Genomic DNA, 14773 nt, shown 5'->3' on the forward strand with positions numbered 1-14773 from the left:
CTTTTTTGAAAGGAGCCCGGCATGTCCCTGTTTTCTTTTTCCTTTTTTGTGTTTCTGTGCGTCGGGGTGCTGGTGTACTACCTTCTGCCCGGGCGCTGGCAGTGGGCGTGCCTGCTGGTGCTCAGCGGCGGGTTCTACGCCTGCGCGGGCCCGGCGGGTCTGCTGTTCCCGGCCGTGACCATCGTGACCACCTGGCTGGGCGGCCTGGCCATGGCCCGGGTGGACCGGCTGTGCCCCACCCAGGGGTGCACCCCCGCGGAGAAAAAGGCCCGGCGGGCCGCCGCCAAAGCCAAAAAGCGCCGCTTTTTCTGGGCGGTGCTGGGGCTGAACTTCGGCGTGCTGGCCTGGCTGAAATACGTGGGGCCGCTGTGGGGCCGCACCGGGCTGTTGCTGCCGCTGGGCATCTCCTTTTACACCTTCAGCGCCATGGGGTACCTGATCGACGTGTACCGCGGCACCGTGCAGGCCCAGCGCAGCCTGCCCCGCCTGGCGCTGTTCGTGGGCTTTTTCCCGCAGCTTCTGCAGGGCCCCATCGTCCGCTGGGACCAGACCGGCCCCCAGCTGCTGGAGCCCCATTCCTTCCGGCTGACGGCGCTGCAGCACGGCATCCAGCGCATGCTGTGGGGCTACTTTAAAAAAATGGTCATCGCGGACCGGGCCGCCGTGCTGGTGGACCAGGTGTTCGGCTCGTACGACGCCTACCCCGGCAGCGTGCTGGCCGTGGGCGTGCTGTTCTACTCGCTGCAGCAGTACGCGGACTTCTCCGGCGGCATCGACGTGGTGCTGGGCGCGGCCGAGCTGTTCGGCATCCGCCTGCCGGAAAACTTCACCCGTCCCTATTTTTCCCACTCCCTGTCGGAATTCTGGCGGCGCTGGCACATCTCGCTGGGCGCCTGGATGCGGGACTACCTGTTCTATCCGCTGTCCATCTCCCGGCCCATGGCCCGGCTGGGCAAGTGGGCCAAGGCGCATTTGGGCCGCAGCGTGGGCCGGGTGCTGCCCGTGTGCCTGGCCAACGTGGCGGTGTTCCTGGTGGTGGGCGTGTGGCACGGCGCCAGCGCGCACTACGCGGTGTGGGGCCTGTACAACGGCCTTGTCATTGCCGGCGCCGCTTTGCTGGAACCGCTTTTTGACCGGATGAAAACCGCCCTGCGGGTGAACGTGCACAGCCGCGGCTGGCGGGTGTTTCAAATTTTGCGCACCTTCGCGGTGGTGAACGTGGGCTGGTACTTTGACCGGGCGCTCACCGTCCGGGCCGGCGCGGAGATGCTGGTGCGCACCTTTGCCCGGCCGGACATCGCCGCCCTGGGGCAGGGCATCCTGCTGCAGCTGGGCCTCACCGGCCGGGACTTTCTGGTGCTGGCCGTTGCCACCGCCGTGCTGTTGTTTGTCAGCGTCTTGCAGGAGCGGGGCGTTTCCATCCGCACCGGGCTGGACGCCCGGCCCCTCTGGCTGCGCTGGACCTGCTACACCGGGCTTTTGCTGGCGGTGCTGGGGCTGGCGGCCCAGGGCACCGATCTCACAGGAGGGTTTTTGTATGCGCAATTCTGAACGGCGCGCCTGGGTGCGCGCGGCGGCCTTTCTGGTGTTTCTGGCCCTGGTGAACAGCCTTTTGAATTTCGTGCTCATGCCCGCGGGCAACTTCACCCGGCGCATGCTGGAAGACCTGCACCGCAGCGAACCGCTGGACGTGGTGTTCTGCGGCTCTTCGCTGGCGCTGTATCACTTTGACCCGGACGTGCTGGAACCGGCGCTGAACGCCCGTGTGTTCGATTTGGGCGCGTCCAGCGCGGACTTTCCCGCCAGTTATTACCTTTTAAAAGAGATGTTCCGCACCCAAAGCCCCCGGCTGGTGGTGCTTGCGGTGGAGGCCCGGCAGTACGCCCGCCAGCAGGAGGACCCGCTGGTCTACGTGTCGCTGGCGCCCTATCTGAAAAGCCCCCTGATCCGGGCCCGGTACTACTGGGCCACCGCCCAGGACGGCTCCTATCTGGACCGGCTTTTGTGGTGGCGGGGCTACCATGTGAAGGGCCCGCGCTCGGCGCTGCAGAACGTGCGGGAAAAGCTCTTCCCCGACCCGGACCCCGCCCCGCAGGACGGCCTGCAGTACGTGCGGGACGGCTACGTGTACGTGGACCCCTCCGCCCCCGCCGCGCCCCTGCCCGACACCGTGGACGAGACCGGCCCCGAGGACTTCACCGGCGAGAGCCGGGAATACGTGCAGAAGATCGCCCGGCTGTGCCGGCAGCACGGCGCGCAGCTGATGCTGGTGAACACGCCCCGCCCGGCGCAGGCCCTGCGCGCCATGCCCCGGTACTTTGAGGCGGACGCGGCCATCGCCGAAAGCGCCCGGCAGGCCGGGGTGCCCTATTACAACTTCAATCTGGCCCGGCCGGAGCTGTTTTCTCCCCGGCCGGAGATGTTCCGGGACCTGTCCCACATGAACGCGGACGGCGCCCGGGCGTTCAGCGCGGCTTTCGCGTCCTTTTTGCAGCGCCTTGCGGCGGGCGAGGACGTGTCCGGGCTGTTCTACACGCCGGAACAGGCAAAGGAGAGACTGTAAATGCAGATCAATGTTCTGGAATATTTGGAGCGCACGGCCTTGCGGTTCCCCCAAAAGACCGCCTTTGCGGACGACGACGGCGCGCTCAGCTTTTCGCAGCTGCAGGCCCGGGCGCAGGGCCTGGGCAGCCTGCTGGCCGCAGAGCTTGCGCCCCGCACGCCGGTGCCGGTGCTGCTGGAAAAAAGCCCCGGGGCGGTGGCCGCCTTTCTGGGCGCGGTGTACGCGGGCTGTTTTTACGCCATGGCGGACCCCAGCCTGCCGGACCGGCGCCTTGCGGGCCTGTTTCAGGTGCTGAACGCGCCGCTGCTGGTGACGGACGCCGCCCACGCCCAGCGGGCCCGGGCGCTGTTTCCCGGCCGGGTGCTGGTCCTGCCGGAGGACGATCCCCCCGCGGACCCGGCGCTGCTGGCCGCGCGCAGAGCCCAGGCCACGGACGCCGACCCCCTGTACGCCATCTTCACCTCCGGCTCCACGGGCGTTCCCAAGGCGGTGGTGGTCAGCCACCGCTCCACCATCGATTTCATCGACGCCTTCACCGGGCTGTTCGGCTTCTCCCATCAGGACGTGCTGGGCAACCAGGCCCCCTTTGACTTCGACGTGTCCGTGAAGGACCTGTACACCGGCCTGGCCACGGGCGCCACCGTGTATCTCATCGCCCGCAAGTACTTTTCCATGCCCGCCCGCCTGCTGGACCTGCTGTGCCGGCAGGGCGTCACGTCTCTGACCTGGGCGGTCTCGGCCCTGTGCCTGGTCACCGCCATGAACGGGCTGAACTATAAAACGCCCGACCGGGTGCGGCAGGTGCTGTTCAGCGGCGAAGTGATGCCCCCCAAGCATCTGCGCGCCTGGCGCAAAGCCCTGCCCAACGCCCGCTTTGTCAACCTGTACGGCCCCACGGAGATCACCTGCAACTGCCTGTACTACGTGGTGGACCGGGACTTTGCCGACGACGAGCCCCTGCCCCTGGGCACGCCCTTCCCCAACGAACGGGTGTTCCTTTTGGACGAAAACAACGCCCTTGTCACCCGGCCGGGCGGCCTGGGCGAGATCTGCGTGGCGGGCAGCGCCCTGGCCCTGGGCTATTACAACGACCCGCTGCGCACCCAGGCCGTGTTCGTGCAGAACCCGCTGCACAACGCCTACCGGGACCCGGTCTACCGCACCGGCGATTTGGCCCGGGTGGGGGACGACGGCCAGTGGTACTACGCCGCCCGGCGGGATTTTCAGATCAAACACATGGGCCACCGCATCGAGCTGGGGGACATTGAAGCAGCCCTCGCCGCGCTGGACGGCGTGGACCGGGCCTGCTGCGTGTACCTGGCGGACCGCCGCCGCATTGCGGCCTGCTACGCGGGCACGGCCGAAAAAGCCGACGTGGCCGCCCATCTGCGCAAAACGCTGCCCGCCTTCATGCTGCCCGGCCTGTACCTGCGGCTGGAGCAGCTGCCCATGAACAAAAACGGAAAGATCGACCGGGCGGCCCTCACCGCCCGGCTGACGGAAAAAGGAGGCGGTCCGGTTGACCGATGAATTGTTGAAAAGCCTGGCCGCCCGGCTGGGCACACCCTGCTATCTTTTTGACGCGGACGCCTTTGCCGCGCGGGTGCGCGGGGTGTCCCGGGCGCTGGCCCCGGGGCAGGTGTGCTACGCCATGAAGGCCAACCCCTTTCTGCTGGCCGCCCTGCCCGATGAAGCGGTCCGGGTGGAGGTGTGTTCGCCCGGCGAATTCGAGCTGTGCATGGCCGCCGGGCTGGACCCGGCCCGCATCGTGCTCTCGGGCGTGAACAAAGAGGAAAAAGACCTCTTGCGGGCCATGCAAAAAGGCGTTATCATGTACACGGTGGAATCGCTGCGCCAGGCGGACCTGCTGGCGGCGTGCGCGCGCCGCACGGGCGCGTCCATCCGGGTGCTTGTGCGGCTGTCCAGCGGCAACCAGTTCGGCATGGACGAGGACGGCGTGCGCCGGGTGTGCCGGTCCGGGCTTCCGGTGACAGGGCTTCAGCTGTATTCCGGCACCCAGAAGCGCAAGCCCGCGGTGTTCCGGCAGGAGCTGGAGACGCTGGAGGCGCTGGCCGCCCGGCTGGAAGCGGAATGCGGCATTTCCATTTCCGAACTGGAGTACGGCCCGGGCATCGGCGTGGAATACTTCCGCCCGGATGACGGCGAAGCGCAGCTGCTGGAGGCGCTGGCCGGCGCGGTCCGGCAGGCGGCCCGCACCCGCCGGGTGGTGTGCGAGCTGGGCCGGTTTCTGGCCGCGCCCTGCGGCACCTATCTGACGCAGGTGATGGACGTGAAAACCACGGCCGGCCGCGGCTGGTGCATTGTGGACGGCGGCATCCACCACGTGAATTACTACGGACAGACGCTGGGTATGCGCATCCCGCCGGTGCGCTTTTTGCCCGCCGTCCCGCGCCCGGGCGAACCCGCCCCCTGGAACGTGTGCGGCTCACTGTGCACGGCGGGCGACGTGCTGGTCAAGGGCCTTCCCCTGACGGATCCCCGGCCCGGAGACCTTTTGTGCTTCGGCTCCATCGGGGCTTACTCCGTCACCGAGGGCATGTACCTGTTCCTCAGCCGGGCGCTGCCGCTGGTGGCGCTGTACACCGGGCAAAACGGCGCGCAGGTGGTGCGCCCCGCGCTTTCCACGGCGTTTCTGAACAGCGCATTTTCGAAGAAAGGAGAATCATACAAAATGGACGAACTGCTTGAATTATTACAAAACGCAAAACCCGACATTGATTTTCTCAGCGAAACGGCGCTGATCGACGACGGGCTGCTGGATTCCTTTGACGTGGTGAACCTGATCTACGAGATCAGTGAAAAATTCGGCGTGGAGATCCCGCCCGAAGACGTGGTGCCCGAGCATTTCAACTCGGTGCAGGCCATGTGGGAAATGATTCAGGATTTACAGGAGGAGTAAACCATGCCTTTTATTCATGTGCGCACCAATGTGGAAGCGCCGGACATCGCCTGTGAGCTGGCCAAGCAGCGCCTGGGCCACGCGGTGGAAGCGCTGCCCGGCAAAAGCGAAGCCTGGCTGATGGTGGAGATCGACCCCGCGGCCTATCTGTGGTTTCAGGGCTCGTACGAGCCCGCCGCCATGGTCACGGTCAGCCTGTACGGCGGCGCGCCGGAAGAGGCTTACGACGATCTGACCAGCCGCATCACGGAGATTTTGTCCGGCATTTTTCAAATCGAGCCGGACCGCATTTACGTGCAGTACCAGGAGACCCCGCACTGGGGCTGGAACGGCCGCAATTTCTGACGGTTTCCATAAAAAGGGAGAGGCAGACCCGCCTCTCCCCTTTTTTTGCAAAAACGGTGTTTTTTTCCATCCAATCTTCGAAAATTTTTCGTTTCTTCATAAAGTAGCCATATTTATATCGGATAATAGAACCATCATTTCACGGAAAGGAGCGCTGCGGTATGTTTGGCTATGTGACGCTGGACCGGAAGACCCTCTGTTCAGACGACGCCCGGCGCTATCAGGCGTACCGCCGCACACTGGCGCAGTCGCTGCGCCAGCGCCACGGCCCGCTGGCACAGCTGGCTCTGTCGCACGACCTGACCTTTCTGGACATTCTGCTCACCGATGTGTACGGCGACGGGCGAAAGGCCGCCCCCCTGGACCCGCGCTTTTCCAACGGGTTCAGCGGCTACGCCGCGGACATGAGCATCGCCCTGGCCTTTCACAGCGCCCAGGACGACTGGTCCGACGACCACAACTACATGGCGCTGGCGCTTTTGCACCAGCTGCGCGGCCGGTACGCGGCGGTCAGCCACCGGTACCCCCGCCAGTGCCTGGCCATCAGCCACGGCCTGCAGCAGCTGCAGCGGTGCGAAGCCCAAAAGTGCCCGGACCCCACCGTCCCCGCCAGTTATTTCGGCCAGCTCACCGCAGACGTGGTATCCCCCGTCAAGGGCGACTGTGCCGAGGCGCTGCGCCAGCTGGGCGCGGGCCTGGGGGAATTTTCCTACCTGATGGACGCCTACGACGATCTGCAGGCAGACCTGCGCGCCGGCCGCTACAACCCGCTGGCCGCGCTGGCCGGCAGCCCGGACTATGAGCAGCAGTGTCAGGCCCTTTTAAAAGGCGCCATGGCCCGCTGTCTGGCGGGCTTTGAACAGCTGGACGCCGCCCGGCAGGACACCCTGCTGTGCAACGTTCTGTACAGCGGCGTGTGGCAGCGCTATCGGGCGCTGCATACCGCCCCCGCTTCGAAAGCCGTCCGCGAAGCCCGTCTTTCGTTTTTCCTTCCCCACGGGCCGCGGCGTTAGCCTTCTTCTCCCCCACCAAAAGAACCCCCGGGCCAATGGCCCGGGGGTTCTTTGCCTATTATTTCCATCGTTTGTTTCGGGCGGTCACCGCCACAGCCTTGCGCCTTGCATGGGTCCCAGAGAATACAGGGCCGTTCCCATCTGCGTACCTCCTCAAAACATCTTCGGAGGGGTCAAAAACGTTTTTCCTGCGGCTCAGTTTTCCGCAAACGCCGGGGACAGCCCGGGCACCTTCACGCCCGGCACCTTCACCTGGCCGTACACCGGCGCCGGCGTGCCGGCGCTGCCGCTGCCGTGGTCGTTCAGGCGTTCCCGCGCCACGCTGAGCATCAGCTTGATGCGGTTTTCCTGGTTGACCCGGGTGGCGCTGGGGTCGTAGTCGATGGGGGTGATGTTGGCGTTGGGGTAAATGGTGCGGATCTTGTTGATCATACCCTTGCCGCAGATGTGGTTGGGCAGGCAGCCGAAGGGCTGTGCGCACACAATGTTCTCAAAGCCGGTTTTCTGCAGCTCCATCATCTCCGACGTCAGCAGCCAGCCCTCGCCCATTTTGTTGCCGTAGCCGATGACGCCCTTGGCCAGCTGCATGGTGTGTTCAAACAGCGTGGGGGCGTGGAACTGGGGATAGCGGGCAATGGCGTCGATCATGCGCTGTTCGCGCCTTGTCAGCCATTTCATCAGCGCGTCCGCGCCCAGGGCCACCAGGCGGCTGCCGCCGTACAGGCGGATGGTGATGGACGTGTTGGCGATGCAGTACTGCACAAAGCCCATCAGGCCCGGCAGGTTGACCTCGCAGTCCTCACTGTGCAGGAACTCTTCCAGATGGTTGTTGCCCAGCGGCGAATATTTCACGTAGATCTCGCCCACCACGCCCACTTTCACCTTGGGGGTGTAGGTCACATCCAGGGCGGCGAAATCCCGGGCGATGGCGTTGAAGTTGGCGGTCATGTCCGCCAGCGTCACGCCGTGCTTTTTGTCGAACTGGTCCGCGATCTCCCGCACCCAGCGGTGCACCAGCGCGTCCGCGCTGCCGGGCCGGTTTTCGTAGGGGCGGGTCTGGTTGGCCAGGCTCATCAGCTCGTCCCCGTAGAACACCGCCGCCAGCACCTTGCGGATCAGCGGCAGGGTCAGCTGAAAGCCGCTGTCCTTCTCCAGGCCCGAAAAGTTCAGGCTGGCCACCGGCACCTGGGGAAAGCCCGCCTTCACCAGCGCCTTGCGCAGCAGGTGAATGTAGTTGGAGGCGCGGCACCCGCCGCCGGTCTGGGTGATGATCAGGGCCGTGCGGTCCAGATCGTATTTGCCGCTTTTCAGCGCGTTGATAAACTGGCCGATGACCAGCAGCGCCGGATAGCAGGTGTCGTTATGTACGTACTTCAGACCTTCCTGCGCCACGTCGTGGCCGCTGTTGTCCAGCAGCTCCACCTTGTATCCCTCGTCCCGCATGGCCTCCACGATCATCTCAAAGTGGATGGGCGCCATGTTGGGCATGAGAATGGTGTGTGTCTTCTTCATTTCCGGCGTAAACCGGGGGTACTGATATTCCATGATCTGCCCCTCCTTCGGGCAATATGGGCCAGACGCGAAGCTCACTGCTCCAGCGCCGCGAACAAACTTCTCAGGCGGATGTTCACCGCGCCCAGATTGGCGATCTCGTCGATCTTGATCTGGGTGTACAGTTTTCCCTCTTCCTGCAGGATCTCGCGTGTCTCGTCGGTGGTGATGGCGTCCACGCCGCAGCCGAAGCTCACCAGCTGCACCAGATTCATGTCCGGCTGATCCGCAATGTATTTGGCCGCCGCATACAGGCGGGAGTGATAGGTCCACTGATTGAGAATGCTTGTGGGGAATTTTTCCACCAGATGGGAGATGCTGTCCTCGGTGATGACCGCCGCGCCGTGGCTGCAGATCAGCTTGTCAATGCCGTGGTTGATCTCCGGGTCCACATGGTAGGGCCGGCCGGCCAGCACGATGATCTGCCGCCCCTCGCTGCGGGCCTTGGCAATGATCTCCGTGGCTTTGGCGCGCACCTGCGCCATGTGTGCGTCGTATTCGGCATAGGCCGCGACCGCCGCGGCGTACACCTCGGGCCGGGTGATGTCCGGCCAGATCCGGGCCAGAATGGCCCCGATCTTCTTCACAAAATCCTTATGCCGGTGGATGTCCACATAATCATACAAAAAGCGGATGTTCTGCAGCTCGTGGCAGTTGGCCGCAATGACCTCGGGGTAATAGGCCACCACCGGGCAGTTGTAGCAGTTGTCGCCCAGGTGTTCGTCCACGTTGTAGGTCATGCAGGGGTAGAAAATGGTGTCCACCGCCATTTTGCTCAGCTTGTGGATGTGGCCGTGCACCAGCTTGGCGGGGTAGCACACCGTGTCCGAGGGGATGGTGCTCTGCCCTTCCAGGTACAGTTTGCGGCTGGCCGCGCCGCTGTTCACCACCGAGAAGCCCAGCTTTGTAAAGAACGTGTGCCAGAAGGGCAGCAGTTCGTACATGTTCAGCGCCAGCGGCAGGCCGATGGTGCCCCGCGGGCCGGGCTCGGGCCGGTAGCTCTCCAGCAGATGCAGCTTGTACTCGTACAGGTTCAGGGGGTTCTCGGCGCCCCGGTGGGTGATGGGCCGGTCGCACCGGTTGCCGCTGATGTATTTTTTGCCGCCGGGGAACAGGTTCACCGTCAGCTGGCAGTTGTTGCCGCACAGCCCGCAGGCCACGTTGCGCACTTCCTGGGTGAAGTTTTCCAGCTCGGTCAGGCTCAGCAGCGTCGACTGCTTGCGGCCCTTGGCCTTGCCGTACAGCGCCGCGCCGAAGGCACCCATCAGGCCCGCGATGTCCGGCCGGATGACCTCCACGCCCATCTCCTGTTCAAAGGCGCGCAGCACGGCCTCGTTGTAGAAGGTGCCGCCCTGCACCACGATCTTTTTGCCCAGCTCTTCGGGGCCGGACGCGCGGATGACCTTGTACAGCGCGTTTTTCACCACGCTGATGGCCAGCCCCGCGGAAATGTTCTCAATGGAAGCGCCGTCCTTCTGGGCCTGCTTCACGCTGGAGTTCATAAACACCGTGCAGCGGCTGCCCAGATCCACGGGCCGGTCCGCAAACAGCGCCAGCTTGGCAAATTCGGGCACGTCGTAGCCCAGCGCCTGGGCAAAGGTCTGCAAAAAGCTGCCGCAGCCCGAGGAGCAGGCCTCGTTCAAAAAGATGTTGGAGATGGCGCCGTTCTCGATTTTAAAGCACTTCATGTCCTGGCCGCCGATGTCGATGACGAAATCCACGTCGGGCATAAAATGCTTGGCCGCCGTAAAGTGCGCCACGGTCTCCACCACGCCGTAGTCCACGCCGAAGGCGCTTTTCACAATGTCCTCGCCGTAGCCCGTGGCCGTCACGCTGCCGATCTCCAGCCCCGGATGGGCGCGGTAGATCTCCATCAGCAGCTGGCGGATGATGGGAATGGGGTTGCCGCTGTTGGGCTGATAGCTGGTGAACAGCAGGTTCTCTTCCTCGTCAATGACCGCCGCTTTCACGGTGGTGGAACCCGCGTCGATGCCGATGTACACTTTGCCCACATCGCCGGTGAAGGGGCGGCGGGGCACGCTGGCCTTTGCGTGGCGCGCCCGGAAGGCCTCGTACTCCTCCCTGCTGGCGAACAGGGGCGGGTCAAAGGCATAGCTGGCGGTGGCGCTGTATTTTTCCAGCCGGTCGGCCACCTCGGCCAGGTTCAGGGCCTTGTCCGAGTACAGCGCCGCGCCCAGCGCCACATAATACAGGCTGTTCTCCGGGCAGGTGCCGGTCAGCTTCAGCACCTTGTCAAAGCTTTTCTTCAGCTGGGGCAGGAAGGTCAGCGGGCCGCCCAGGTACAGCACGTTGCCCTGGATGACCCGGCCCTGCGCCAGGCCCGCAATGGTCTGGTTGACCACTGCGTAAAAAATGCTGGCCGCCACGTCGCTGGCTTTGGCGCCCTGGTTCAGCAGCGGCTGAATGTCGCTTTTGGCAAACACGCCGCAGCGGCTGGCGATGGTGTAGGTCTTCTCTGCGTGGCGGGCCGCCTCGTTCATCTCGTCGGGGGTCATTTTCAGCAGCGTGGCCATCTGGTCGATGAACGCGCCGGTGCCGCCGGCACAGCTGCCGTTCATGCGCACTTCGGTGCCGTGGGTCAAAAACAGGATCTTGGCGTCCTCGCCGCCCAGTTCGATCACCACGTCCGCGTCGGGCGCGTAGCGTTTGGCCGCCACGCGGGTGGCGAACACCTCCTGCACGAAGGGCACGTCGCAGGCCGTGGCCAGCCCCATGCCCGCGGACCCGGAGATGGACAAAAGCGCCTTTTCGCCCTTGCAGATCTCCTTGTCCAGCCGCGCCAACACCTCGGCGGCCTTTTCCACAATGTGGGAGTAATGCCGCTCGTAAGCCTTATAAATGATACTGTCTGTTCCATCCAGAACCACACACTTGATGGTGGTGGAACCAATGTCAAGCCCTATTTTCATTCCAAATCCTTTTCTCTTTGCGATATAAATCTTCCATTTTAATCTTATTACATTACTATTTTAATGATTAAATCAAAAATTGCAATTGACAAACCATGATATTTGACGAAAATTTTCTTCCAATTTTGGCAAAATCTCTAAAAAACAGCGGGCAACGGAAAAGGCCGGCCCCTGTTTCGGGCCGGCCGGAGCTCAGGATGTGAGGAACGTCAGCTCGCCTACGCTGAAGGCGGGCTGCAGCGCCTTGTTGATGGCCAGAGACAAAAGCGACGCGCCGTGGCGGATGATGGCGTCGATGTCCTTGGGCGTCATGACCATGGGGCGGCCGCCGGTCTGCAGGCTGTCCGCCTCCATCACCGTGGGCACCCCCACAGCGATCACCGGCACCCCCAGCGTCTGCTGGGTCAGGGGCGCCGCGTTCTGGGGCACCAGCCCCGCGGTGGACAGCTGCACGCTGCACCCCAGGCGGCGCGCGTCCGAAGTGCACAGGCTGTCCACGCACAGCACCGCCGCGGGCCGCATCTGCTGGATCATGCTGCGCAGCAGTTCCGCGGTGGCCATGCCGGTGGTGCCCTCCACGCCCGGCGCAAAGGCCGCCACCGGGCGCAGGCGCGTGCCGGGGGGCAGCTGCCCGGCTTCGCAGATGTGCCGGGTGACGAACACCTTGGCCGCGGTGGCCGGGCCCAGGGCATCCGCCGTCACGCCCGGATTTCCCACGCCCGCCACCAGCACCAGCCCCTCTTTGGGCAGCAGGGTGCGCAGCTGGCTGGCAATGGCCCACACATAGGCCTCGTTCTTGTCGTCAATGGCGGCAAACTGGGGCATATCCAGGGTGATGTAACGCCCCTGCGGCCGCCGCAGACCCGAGCGCTCCACGTCCACCCGCGTCAGCCCGATGCCCGCCGCGCTGGCGGTATAGATCTTGACTCCCTGGGGAACCGTCCCCTTGCCCGGCGGATAGATCTCCGCCGCGATATCCGTATACATGCCCATACTGGAATCCTTCCTTTCCCGCGCCCGGAACGGCGCTGTTTTGAAAAAACTTTTTTCAAAAAACACTTGCGCCCGAGCGCAAAAAGTGGTATCATAAAGTGCACTGTTATGGGTACTAAGGAGGTGGTACGATGCCTAACATTAAATCTCAGAAAGACCGCGTGGTGCAAGCCAAGAAAGAGGCCATGCACAACAAGGTCATCAAGTCCAACCTGAAAACAGTCGTCAAGAAGGCTGACGCCGCCATTTCCACCGGCGCTGCTGATAAAGACGAAAAGGTGAAAGCCGCTGTCGTCGCGATCGACAAGGCCGCTGCGAAAGGCGTTCTGCACAAGAACACCGCTTCCCGCAAAGTTGCCCGCCTTGCCAAAGCTGCGAACAAAGCTGCTCAATGATTGAACTTGATAAGCCGCTGCCCGTTTGGGCGGCGGCTTTTCCTTTTGTCAGTTCTGGTCCCGGCTTTTGGCCACCAGGCTCAAAAGAAAGCCCACCGTCAGCGAGGCGGTCACGCCGCCGGCCGCGGCGGTGAACCCGCCGGTCAGCGCGCCCAGCAGCCCCTGCTGCTCCACCGCGTCTACGACGCCCTGGGCCAGCAGATGCCCGAAGCCCAGCAGCGGCACCGTGGCCCCCGCACCGGCAAACTCGGCCAGCGGGTCGTACCAGCCCAGCGCCGACAGCACCACGCCCGCCACCACATAGGCCACCAGGATCCGCGCCGGCGTCATGCCGGTGTAATCCATCAGCAGCTGGCCGACCACGCAGATCAGCCCGCCGACCACAAACGCCCACACAAAATTCATTGTCCTTCCTCCCCGCTGCTCAGCTCCAGCAGGTGGGCGATGCCGGGAATGCTCTCCCCCTGCAAAAAGGTGGTCTGGCTCATCAGCGCCCCGGTGGACAGAAACAGCACCCGGCGCAGCTGCCCTTCGGCCAGAAGGGGCAGCACGTGGCAGCACAGCACCGCGGCGCTGCAGCCCGCGCCCGAGCCCCCGGCCTGCACGTTCTGGCTGTCCACGCTGTACACCAGCAGGCCGCAGTCCTGATGGTTGGGCAGGCGCACGCCCTCCCGCTCCAGCAGCTGGGCCAGCAGCCGGCTTCCCACCAGGCCCAGATCGCCGGTGTAAACGGCGTCAAAGTCCTCGGGGGTGCGGCCGGTGTCCGCCAGATAGTTGAGAATGGTCTCGCAGGCGGCAGGCGCCATGGCGGCCCCCATGTTGTTGATGTCCGTCACGTTGTAATCCCGCACCCGGCCGAAGGTGACGGCCTGCACCCGGGGCCCGCCCGGGGCGGCGTCCAGCACCAGCGCGCCCGCGCCGGTCACGGTCCACTGGGCGGTGGGCGTGCGCTTGCCGCCGTACATCAGCGGGGTGCGGAACTGCCGTTCCGCCGCGCAGAAGTGGCTGCTGGCCATGGCGGCCGCCCGGCGCATGGCCCCGCCTTCCACCATGCAGGCGGCCAGCCCCACGCCCTCCGCCATGGTGCTGCACGCGCCGTACAGCCCCAGATAGGGCACGTCAAACCCGCGCATGGCATAGGCGGACGCCGTGCACTGAAACTCCAGGTCGCCGGCGAACACGCCGTCCAGCTCCGCCGCGGACAATCCGCCCTTTTTCAGGGCGGCTTCCAGCGTGTAGCGGGCAAAATCGCTCTCGGCCTTTTCCCAGCTCTTTTCGCCGCAGCTGGCGTCGGTCAGCAGCAGGTCAAAGGCGTCCGCCAGCGGGCCTTCGCTTTCTTTTTTGCCTCCCACCGCCGCCCAGGCGGCCGCCCGGGGCGGTCTGTCAAACAAAACGGTATCGCCCTTTCGTCTCACTTGTGCCCGCCTCCCAGCTTTTCAAAGGAAATGGTCCGGCCCTTTTTCTCCGGCGGCTTGTGCGCCGGGCGGGGCAGCTTTTCAAAGGGAATGGTATCGCCTTTTTTCATTGTTTCAACCTCCGATCCAGGGCCGCAGAACATGGTACAGAACGCCCCAGGCCACACTGGCCAGCATGCCGTACACGATCACCGGCCCCGCAATGATGAACATTTTCGCCCCCACGCCGGGCACCAGCCCCTCGCTGCGGAACTCGATGGCCGGCGACACCACGGCGTTGGCGAACCCCGTGATGGGCACCAGGGTGCCCGCGCCCGCCTTGGCCGCCAGCTTCTGGTACCAGCCCAGGGCGGTGAACAGGCCGGACAGCGCCACCAGCGTGGCGCTGGTCAGGGTGCCCGCATCGGTCAGCGTAAAGCCCAGCGCCCGGTACAGCGTGCCCAGGCCCTCGCCCGCACAGCAGATGGCCCCGCCCACAAAAAACGCCCACAGGCAATCCCGGACCACCGGAGAGGGCGGCGACGCTTTCTTTCGCATTTCGTCATAGGTCTGATTGTCCATTTTCATGAGAACGGCTCCTTTTCGGGCGTGCGCCCTTTTCTGTTCAGTATTTCCCGGGCGCGGGAGCCTTATTCCTTCTCTCCCCCA

The 14773-nt window shown here is 64.5% G+C and carries 13 protein-coding genes; 7 read left to right on the plus strand and 6 right to left on the minus strand.

Annotation, left to right across the window (positions count from 1 at the left end; genetic code table 11):
- Positions 1-21: 21 nt before the first annotated feature.
- The 6 genes from ACKTS9_RS09005 to ACKTS9_RS09030 all read left to right on the plus strand — a co-directional run bounded on the left by ACKTS9_RS09005 (position 22) and on the right by ACKTS9_RS09030 (position 6841).
- The gene (locus tag ACKTS9_RS09005; protein WP_407880304.1) at positions 22-1551 is read left to right on the plus strand and encodes an MBOAT family O-acyltransferase; all 1530 of its coding nucleotides are present in this window, start codon (positions 22-24) and stop codon (positions 1549-1551) included.
- Entirely contained in the window at positions 1538-2563 is a 1026-nt protein-coding gene (locus ACKTS9_RS09010; protein WP_349215365.1) for a hypothetical protein, read from the plus strand. The genes ACKTS9_RS09005 and ACKTS9_RS09010 overlap by 14 nt, the downstream gene beginning before the upstream one ends.
- Positions 2564-4093, plus strand: a complete 1530-nt coding sequence (locus ACKTS9_RS09015; protein WP_407880306.1) for an amino acid adenylation domain-containing protein — start codon at positions 2564-2566, stop codon at positions 4091-4093.
- Entirely contained in the window at positions 4083-5483 is a 1401-nt protein-coding gene (locus ACKTS9_RS09020; protein WP_407880308.1) for an alanine racemase, read from the plus strand. The genes ACKTS9_RS09015 and ACKTS9_RS09020 overlap by 11 nt, the downstream gene beginning before the upstream one ends.
- A 3-nt stretch (positions 5484-5486) precedes the next feature.
- Positions 5487-5828 carry a phenylpyruvate tautomerase MIF-related protein gene (locus ACKTS9_RS09025; protein WP_349215369.1) on the plus strand — a complete coding sequence of 114 codons (342 nt, stop codon included), beginning with the start codon at positions 5487-5489 and terminating at the stop codon, positions 5826-5828.
- A 161-nt stretch (positions 5829-5989) separates the two neighbouring features.
- Positions 5990-6841: a DUF5685 family protein gene (locus tag ACKTS9_RS09030; protein WP_407880311.1), complete on the plus strand. Its 852-nt coding sequence runs from the start codon at positions 5990-5992 to the stop codon at positions 6839-6841.
- A gap of 195 nt (positions 6842-7036) precedes the next feature.
- Here the strand turns inward: ACKTS9_RS09030 and ACKTS9_RS09035 are convergent, their stop codons facing one another.
- From ACKTS9_RS09035 to gpr, 3 genes are all read right to left on the minus strand, one after another.
- Positions 7037-8386: a 2-hydroxyglutaryl-CoA dehydratase gene (locus ACKTS9_RS09035; protein WP_349215371.1), complete on the minus strand. Its 1350-nt coding sequence runs from the start codon at positions 8384-8386 to the stop codon at positions 7037-7039.
- Between the two features lie 41 nt (positions 8387-8427).
- Positions 8428-11322, minus strand: coding sequence for an acyl-CoA dehydratase activase (locus ACKTS9_RS09040; RefSeq protein WP_349215372.1), 2895 nt, complete (start codon positions 11320-11322; stop codon positions 8428-8430).
- 192 nt (positions 11323-11514) lie between these two features.
- Positions 11515-12315, minus strand: coding sequence for a GPR endopeptidase (gpr, locus tag ACKTS9_RS09045; protein ID WP_349215373.1), 801 nt, complete (start codon positions 12313-12315; stop codon positions 11515-11517).
- A gap of 131 nt (positions 12316-12446) precedes the next feature.
- Here gpr and rpsT point away from each other — a divergent pair, with 131 nt between their 5' ends.
- Positions 12447-12710 (plus strand): 30S ribosomal protein S20, encoded by a 264-nt coding sequence (rpsT, locus tag ACKTS9_RS09050; protein ID WP_349215374.1) that lies wholly within the window; start codon positions 12447-12449, stop codon positions 12708-12710.
- A gap of 48 nt (positions 12711-12758) precedes the next feature.
- On the opposite strand, the gene spoVAE is transcribed toward rpsT, so the two are convergent.
- The 3 genes from spoVAE to spoVAC all read right to left on the minus strand — a co-directional run bounded on the left by spoVAE (position 12759) and on the right by spoVAC (position 14692).
- Positions 12759-13115 (minus strand): stage V sporulation protein AE, encoded by a 357-nt coding sequence (spoVAE, locus tag ACKTS9_RS09055; protein ID WP_349215375.1) that lies wholly within the window; start codon positions 13113-13115, stop codon positions 12759-12761.
- Positions 13112-14125 carry a stage V sporulation protein AD gene (locus ACKTS9_RS09060; protein WP_349215376.1) on the minus strand — a complete coding sequence of 338 codons (1014 nt, stop codon included), beginning with the start codon at positions 14123-14125 and terminating at the stop codon, positions 13112-13114. The genes spoVAE and ACKTS9_RS09060 overlap by 4 nt, the downstream gene beginning before the upstream one ends.
- A 114-nt stretch (positions 14126-14239) precedes the next feature.
- The gene (spoVAC, locus tag ACKTS9_RS09065) at positions 14240-14692 is read right to left on the minus strand and encodes a stage V sporulation protein AC (protein WP_349215377.1); all 453 of its coding nucleotides are present in this window, start codon (positions 14690-14692) and stop codon (positions 14240-14242) included.
- Between the last annotated feature and the right edge of the window lie 81 nt (positions 14693-14773).

Source organism: Owariibacterium komagatae (assembly GCF_045865535.1).
Classification (GTDB): Bacteria; Bacillota; Clostridia; order Oscillospirales; family Ruminococcaceae; genus Ruthenibacterium; species Ruthenibacterium komagatae.

Bases quoted from the DNA above. Each gene is read 5' to 3' on its own strand.
- ACKTS9_RS09005 (WP_407880304.1), top strand. From the start codon at position 22: ATGTCCCTGTTTTCTTTTTCCTTTTTTGTGTTTCTGTGCGTCGGGGTG.
- ACKTS9_RS09010 (WP_349215365.1), top strand. From the start codon at position 1,538: ATGCGCAATTCTGAACGGCGCGCCTGGGTGCGCGCGGCGGCCTTTCTG.
- ACKTS9_RS09015 (WP_407880306.1), top strand. From the start codon at position 2,564: ATGCAGATCAATGTTCTGGAATATTTGGAGCGCACGGCCTTGCGGTTC.
- ACKTS9_RS09025 (WP_349215369.1), top strand. From the start codon at position 5,487: ATGCCTTTTATTCATGTGCGCACCAATGTGGAAGCGCCGGACATCGCC.
- ACKTS9_RS09030 (WP_407880311.1), top strand. From the start codon at position 5,990: ATGTTTGGCTATGTGACGCTGGACCGGAAGACCCTCTGTTCAGACGAC.
- ACKTS9_RS09035 (WP_349215371.1), bottom strand. From the start codon at position 8,386: ATGGAATATCAGTACCCCCGGTTTACGCCGGAAATGAAGAAGACACAC.
- ACKTS9_RS09040 (WP_349215372.1), bottom strand. From the start codon at position 11,322: ATGAAAATAGGGCTTGACATTGGTTCCACCACCATCAAGTGTGTGGTT.
- gpr (WP_349215373.1), bottom strand. From the start codon at position 12,315: ATGGGCATGTATACGGATATCGCGGCGGAGATCTATCCGCCGGGCAAG.
- rpsT (WP_349215374.1), top strand. From the start codon at position 12,447: ATGCCTAACATTAAATCTCAGAAAGACCGCGTGGTGCAAGCCAAGAAA.
- spoVAE (WP_349215375.1), bottom strand. From the start codon at position 13,115: ATGAATTTTGTGTGGGCGTTTGTGGTCGGCGGGCTGATCTGCGTGGTC.
- spoVAC (WP_349215377.1), bottom strand. From the start codon at position 14,692: ATGAAAATGGACAATCAGACCTATGACGAAATGCGAAAGAAAGCGTCG.